Below are 6,000 nucleotides of genomic sequence, written 5' to 3' on the forward strand. Positions count from 1 at the left end.
GACGGTTGCGGCGGCGGGCGAGTCCGGCGGTGGGGCGGGGCACGAAGGCAGGGGTCGGGCCCGACGGGCCGGTCGCGAGCCGGGTGGGTACCACTACGGCTGATGCGGAGCCCCGACCATGACCGAACCCGTCATCGTCGGTGTGGACAGTTCCGGACGGAGCCTGCGTGGGCCGGTGGCGTTCAGCTCAGCGGTGGGGTCCCAGCACGGTGCGGTGGCGCATGCTCCTTCCCCGCTCAGACCAGGCCAGCGCCCCAGGCGCGGGCGCGGTCGAGTTCGCCGGCGCGCAGAGGTCCGTCGTTGTCCTCGACGATGAAGCCCTCGGGTTCGACGACCAGGTCGTAGTGGTGGCCGGACAGCCGGTGGGCGATGCCGTTGGCCGCGCCGCCTGCCCGGGGCATGTCGACCCGGGTGTCGAACGCGGCGGCGTGGGTGCCGGGTTCGGTCTGCGGCAGGCCGTGGAACCAGGCGCGCAGCCCCGGCCCCTCCACGGTTTCCCTGGCCTCGGCCGCGGCTGCCTCCCGGCCCTCCTTGTGCGCTTCGGCTGCGGCGGCCATCCGGCGGCTGAGTCCGGAGGACATGCCGTGCATATGGGTCGGTCCGCCGACCACCAGCAGGTCCGCGGACCGGGTGAGGTCGGCGTCCGCCTCGGCCACCGGGAGGCAGTCCACGGCCGCCCCCGGGGCAGCCCGGTGAACGCCCTCGGCGATCGCCTCGGCGATCTCCCGGGTGTTGCCGTACATGCTCTCGTACACGATCACGGTGTGCATGGTCTCCACCTTTCGTCACCCCCAGCCTGGCTCCGGAACTTCCCCGCGCAGGTGGGCCGTTCGGCCCGGATCGGGTCACCGGACGGCCCCGTCAGCTGTGCGGGACGATCGCGACCGGGCAGCCGACGTGGTGGATCGCGGCGTGCGCCACCGGCCCGAGACGGGCTCCGAGCGGTCCCCGCCGCATTCGGCGGCCCAGGACGAGCAGCCGGGCCGTTGCCGCGGCTTCCACGACTGCCGCGGCGGCGCCGCCTCGGACCAGCTCGGCCCTCGCCTCCACCCCGGGGTAGCGGGCACGCCACGGCTCCAGGACCTCGGCGAGGAGCGCCCTCTCCTCTGCCGAGGGATCCTTCTCCGTACTCCTGACGGCATCGAAGGACGTGTACTCGCTGCCTGCCGGGGGCGCCCAGACATGCAGGACGCGCAGGGGCGTCGAGCGGACCGCGGCGGCCCCGAAGGCATAGGCGAGTACCTCGTCCGCCGGGCGTGCCAGGTCAAGGCCCACCAGCACGGGACCGTCATGCCCGCCGCCACCGGCCCGCACCAGCACCACCGGGCAGTCGGCTCGCCCCAGCACCTCCTGGCTCACCGAGCCCACCAGGAAACCATGGATCGTGCCCAGCCCACGGGAGCCGAGCACGAGCACGCCGGCGCTCCGGGCGGCGGCTTCCAGGGCCTCGGCGGGTTCGGTGGACACGGTCGACGAGGAAACCGGGACCTCGGGTGCGAGGGCACGCAACGCGGCCTCGCGCTCCGCGAGTCGTGACAGGGCGAGGCGGTAGGTCTCGTCGCTGCCGACCACGTCCCGCCTGGGCCAGGGCCAGGACTGGAGGATCTCGAGGCGCAGTTCGCGGCGCCGGGCCTCGCGGACGGCCCATTCGGAGGCGGCCAGGCTCTCGGGCGAGCCGTCGAAGCCGACGACCACGGGTCCGGTCACGGCGTCCTCCTCGGCTTGGTGGTGAATCCGGACCCCAGCTGCGACGGGCGGCTGGCCGGGGGCCGGCAGTGACCGCGATCGGTGCTTCTCGGAGCCGGTCCGGTTCATCACGGGTGAGCGGGCACCGTCACGACCGGGCAGTGTGCGCGGTGCAGCAGGCCGTGCGGGACGGAGCCGAGCCGCATGCCGGTGAAGCCGCCGCTGCCCCGGCGGCCGACGACCACGGCGAGGGCGTGCGCGGAAGCCCGGGCGAGCTCCTCGACCGGGTGGCCGTGGACCAGCTCGTGGGTCACGGTGACGTCGGGGTAGCGGTCGTGGCGGCCTGCGGTGGCCTCGAAGAGCAGCCGGCGCAGGGTCTGCTCGGCGGCGGGTCCGTCGAAGTTGCCGACCAGCGTGCGCTGCCAGGCCCAGAGGACGCGCAGGGCGGCCCGGCGTTCGGCGGCGAGGTCGAAGGCGAAGTCGACGGCGGCCTCCGAGGACGGACTGCCGTCCACGCCGAGCACGACGTACGGCGGCTCCTGGGTGGTGTGCTCGGGGTCGCGGACCACGACCACCGGGCAGTGCGCCTGGGCACTCACCGGGACGACCACCGAGTAGGCGCTGAACGTCTCCGCCGTCCGGCTCAGCCGACGGGAGCCGAGGACGACCAGCGCGGCGTCGCGGGACTCCCGGCACAGCGCCGGTGCGGGGAGGTCCTCGGCGAGGTCCGTCGTCACCCCCAGACCGGGGTGGCGTTCCCAGGCCACGGCGGACGCCCGGTCGAATGCCAGCCCGGCGCGCTCGACCAGAGCCTTGTGGTAGCGGCCCTGGTCGAGGGGGCGGAACTCGCGGAACACCGATGGGACGGCGTGCACCAGCCGCAGCGGAAGACCGCGCCGGTCGGCCTCGTCGGCGGCCCAGGCGGCGGTCATGCTGCCGGTGTCCCGCGCGTCGACGCCGAGGACGACGGAATGCGCCCCACGGTGGGGGCTTGGAGATGTCATAGCTCCTCCTCGGTCGTGCGACCGGAACCTTTCCCCACGCTAGGCGGGCCCCGCCCCGGTCGCGAGGGCCGACCGGCCCAGAGCCCCGAGCCCGGCGGCCCACCCGGCGCGCCCCCGACCGGCGACCGGGGTCGGCCCGCGGGGCCCTGGGGCGCCGCGGGTTGCCGACGGCAGGGTGGAAGTCGAGCCGAACGAGGAAAGCCGAACCGAACGAGGAGGTGCCGTGATGGTCCGGATCAAGGTCGTCACCCGGCCGACCCGCCCCCACGAGCCCCCGCCGCTGGACCTGCGGACGCCGTCCGGCCGCCGGCTGCCCTACTGAGCGCCGCGGATCCGGTGCGTCCGCCGACACCCCGACCAGCGTCCCCACGGCGAAGACGTCGACCCGGGTGGGCCCCGGGCGAAGGCCCGGAGGGCCGCCGCCTCGTCACCGAAGGCCTCGATGTACGAGTGCGCCACCGCGCCGACCGCCGGCAGCCCGTACGCGTGGGCCGCCGCCACGTTGCTGGTCCCGGCGAAGCCGACCACCGCGCCCACCCGCGCCGCCTGTTCGGCGGCCGCGACGCCGAGGTCGAAGGTGGCCTGGCCCGTCATCCGTTCCCGCAGGGAGGAGAGGGCCATCGTCACCTCGTACAGGTCGGTGATCAGGGCGTTGGGCGTTGGAGATGGCGTCAGATCCCTTGCTTGCACAGCCTGGCCGTCGCGAACCCGGCGAGCCCGGCGGCCGCGGGTGCGGCGAGGTCGCTCCAGGACAGCGGCACGGTGTTGAGCACGTCGCGGAGGAACGGCAGGTAGAGGGCGGCGGCCGCGAGCGCGGCGGAGGAGAGGACGGCCAGGGGGAGGAAGGGGTTCGCGCGGGTCAGCAGCCGTTCGCGCAGGCCCAGGACGACGCCGAGCTGGGCGGCGAGGAGGGCGAGGAACAGGACGGTCTGCCAAGGGCGGTCGCCGCCGTGGGCCCAGAAGGCGGAGCCGAGGGCGGCTGCCGCGACCACACAGCCGAGCAGCAGTACCCGCTGCCACACGCCGGAGCCGAGGATGTGCTGGTGCGGCGGGCGTGGAGGCCGGGCCATCGCGCCGGGGGAGACCGGCTCCGCGCCCATGGCGACGCCGGTCAGGCCGTGGGTCAGCAGGTTGATCCAGAGGATCTGGCCGGCCCGCAGCGGCAGCGCGAGGCCGAACAGCGGGCCGGCCAGCATCACCAGGATCTCGGCCGCGCCGCCGGCCAGGCCGAAGACCAGGAAGCGGCGGATGTTGTCGTAGACCCGGCGGCCCTCCTCCACCGCGCCGACCACGGTGGCGAGTTCGTCGTCGGCGAGGACCAGGTCGGCGGCCTGGCGGGCGACCTCGGTGCCGCGTCGGCCCATGGCGACTCCGATGTCCGCCTGGCGGAGGGCCGGTCCGTCGTTGACGCCGTCGCCGGTCATCGCGGTGACGGCGCCCCGGGCGCGCCAGGCCTGGACGATGTCCAGCTTCTGCCGGGGGTCCGTGCGGGCGAACACCCGGACCTTCGTGAGGTCACCGGCACCGGCCAGGGCCTGCCCGCTCACCACTGCCCCGGGCGCCGAGGAGGCCTCCAGCAGCCCGATCCGGACCGCCAGGGTGCGGGCGGTGGCCGGGTGGTCGCCGGTGACCAGGACGGGGCGGATGCCGGCGCGGCGGCAGGCGGCCAGGGTGGTGGTGGCCGAGGGCTTGGGCGGGTCGGCCATCGCGGCCAGACCGAGCAGGCGCAGTCCGTGCTCGGCGTCCTCGGTCGGTTCGGGGAGGTGATCGAGGTGCCGCTCGGCCACCGCGAGCACGCGAAAGCCTTCGGCGGCAAGCCCGGCGGCCGCGTTCCGGGCCCGTTCCAGCAGCTCCGGGGCGTCGGCCAGGACGGCGGGGGCGAGGACGGCCTCCGGAGCGCCCTTGAGGCAGACCGTCAGGCCGCCGCCGGGCCTCCGGTGGACGGTGCTCATCCGCTTGCGGGTGCTGTCGAACGGCGCCTCCGCGACCCGGGGGAAGGCCACCCGCAGCTGCTCGTGGTCCAGGCCCGCCTTGCCGGCGGCCGTCAGCAGGGCGGCCTCGGTGGGGTCGCCGAGCGCCCGCCACTCGCCGTCCGCGTCGGCCGGCGGGCCCAGGGCGGCGTCGTTGCACAGCACGGCGGCGGTGAGCAGGCCCCGCACCTCGCCGTCCGGAGCCCCGTCGAGGCGGACCTCGCCCGCCGGCCCGTACCCGAGGCCGGTCACGGTGGCCGCTGAATGCGGCGTCCAGAGGCGCTCCACCACCATGCGGCCCTCGGTGAGGGTGCCGGTCTTGTCCGTCGCCAGCACGGTGACGGAGCCGAGCGTCTCCACGGCCGGCAGCCGCCGTACGACGGCATGGCGGGCGGCCATCCGGCGCGCGCCCAGGGCGAGCGCGAGCGTGACGACGGCGGGCAGCGACTCCGGCACGGCGGCGACGGCCAGGCTGATGGCCGTCACCCCCATCTCGCCGGGCGGCTGGTGCCGGAGCAGGCCGAGGACGAAGACCAGCGCGCACAGGCCGACCGCCACCGCTGCCAGGACCCGGCCGAGCCCGGCCAGCCGCCGCTGGAGCGGCGTGGGTTCGGGCCGGGGCCGCAGCAGGGCGGCGATCCGGCCGAGCGCGCTGTCCGCGCCGGTGGCGGTGACCACGACCAGGGCCCGTCCCCGCAGGACGACCGTCCCCGCCCGCAGCACCTCCCCGTCCGATGCCCCCGTGCCGACCGCCTTGGCCACCGGGAGGGACTCGCCGGTCAGCATCGATTCGTCGAGCAGCAGGGCAGCTGCCTCGACGAGCCGGGCGTCGGCCGGCACGATGTCGCCCTCGGCGAGCGCCACCACGTCGCCCGGGACGATCTCGGCCGACGAGACCTTGCGCTGCTCCCCGTCGCGCACCACCCGCGCGGCCGGGGCGGAGAGCCGGGACAGCGCCGCGACGGCACCTTCCGCCCGGACCTCCTGGACCACGCCCACGGTGGTGTTGACCGCGATCACCAGCGCGATGACGACGGCGTCCGGGTGGTCGCCGATGGCCAGCGTCAGCGCGACGGCGGCGAGCAGCACCGTGATCAGCGGGTCGCGCAGTTGGGCGGCGACCCGGGCCCACAGCGGCACCCGGCGGTCGACCGCGACTTCGTTGCGGCCGTGCTCGGCGAGCAGCCGCGCGGCCTCGGCGGTGGTCAGTCCGCACACGTGGGTGCGGACGGCGGAAGTCACGGCGGTGGCCGGTCAGTCGGCGAAGAGGTGCGGAGCGATCGGTGCGGTCCCGGTGTCCTCGGGGTCGTGATCGAAGTGGTGGATCCGGGCGTCCGGCC

At 75.6% G+C, this 6,000-nt stretch carries 4 protein-coding genes and 1 pseudogene; all 5 read right to left on the reverse strand.

Features of this window, described 5'->3' with window-relative positions; genetic code table 11:
• Positions 1-236: 236 nt before the first annotated feature.
• The 5 genes and pseudogenes from ACFWIS_RS36240 to ACFWIS_RS36260 all read right to left on the reverse strand — a co-directional run bounded on the left by ACFWIS_RS36240 (position 237) and on the right by ACFWIS_RS36260 (position 5,902).
• Positions 237-770: a flavodoxin family protein gene (locus tag ACFWIS_RS36240; RefSeq protein ID WP_380461733.1), complete on the reverse strand. Its 534-nt coding sequence runs from the start codon at positions 768-770 to the stop codon at positions 237-239.
• A gap of 91 nt (positions 771-861) precedes the next feature.
• Positions 862-1,707 (reverse strand): universal stress protein, encoded by an 846-nt coding sequence (locus ACFWIS_RS36245; RefSeq protein ID WP_380461732.1) that lies wholly within the window; start codon positions 1,705-1,707, stop codon positions 862-864.
• A 107-nt stretch (positions 1,708-1,814) separates the two neighbouring features.
• Positions 1,815-2,690 (reverse strand): universal stress protein, encoded by an 876-nt coding sequence (locus ACFWIS_RS36250; RefSeq protein ID WP_380461731.1) that lies wholly within the window; start codon positions 2,688-2,690, stop codon positions 1,815-1,817.
• A gap of 384 nt (positions 2,691-3,074) precedes the next feature.
• A pseudogene (locus tag ACFWIS_RS36255) lies at positions 3,075-3,257 on the reverse strand (nicotinate phosphoribosyltransferase); the annotation flags it as partial.
• Positions 3,258-3,361: 104 nt separating this feature from the next.
• On the reverse strand, positions 3,362-5,902 hold the full coding sequence (locus tag ACFWIS_RS36260) for a cation-translocating P-type ATPase (RefSeq protein WP_380461730.1): 2,541 nt from the start codon (positions 5,900-5,902) through the stop codon (positions 3,362-3,364).
• Between the last annotated feature and the right edge of the window lie 98 nt (positions 5,903-6,000).

Origin of the sequence: Kitasatospora sp. NPDC127060, from assembly GCF_042724935.1 — a bacterium.
Classification (GTDB): domain Bacteria; phylum Actinomycetota; class Actinomycetes; order Streptomycetales; family Streptomycetaceae; genus Kitasatospora.

Excerpts from the sequence above, each read along its gene's own strand:
- ACFWIS_RS36240 (WP_380461733.1), bottom strand. The coding sequence starts at position 770 with ATGCACACCGTGATCGTGTACGAGAGCATGTACGGCAACACCCGGGAG.
- ACFWIS_RS36250 (WP_380461731.1), bottom strand. The coding sequence starts at position 2,690 with ATGACATCTCCAAGCCCCCACCGTGGGGCGCATTCCGTCGTCCTCGGC.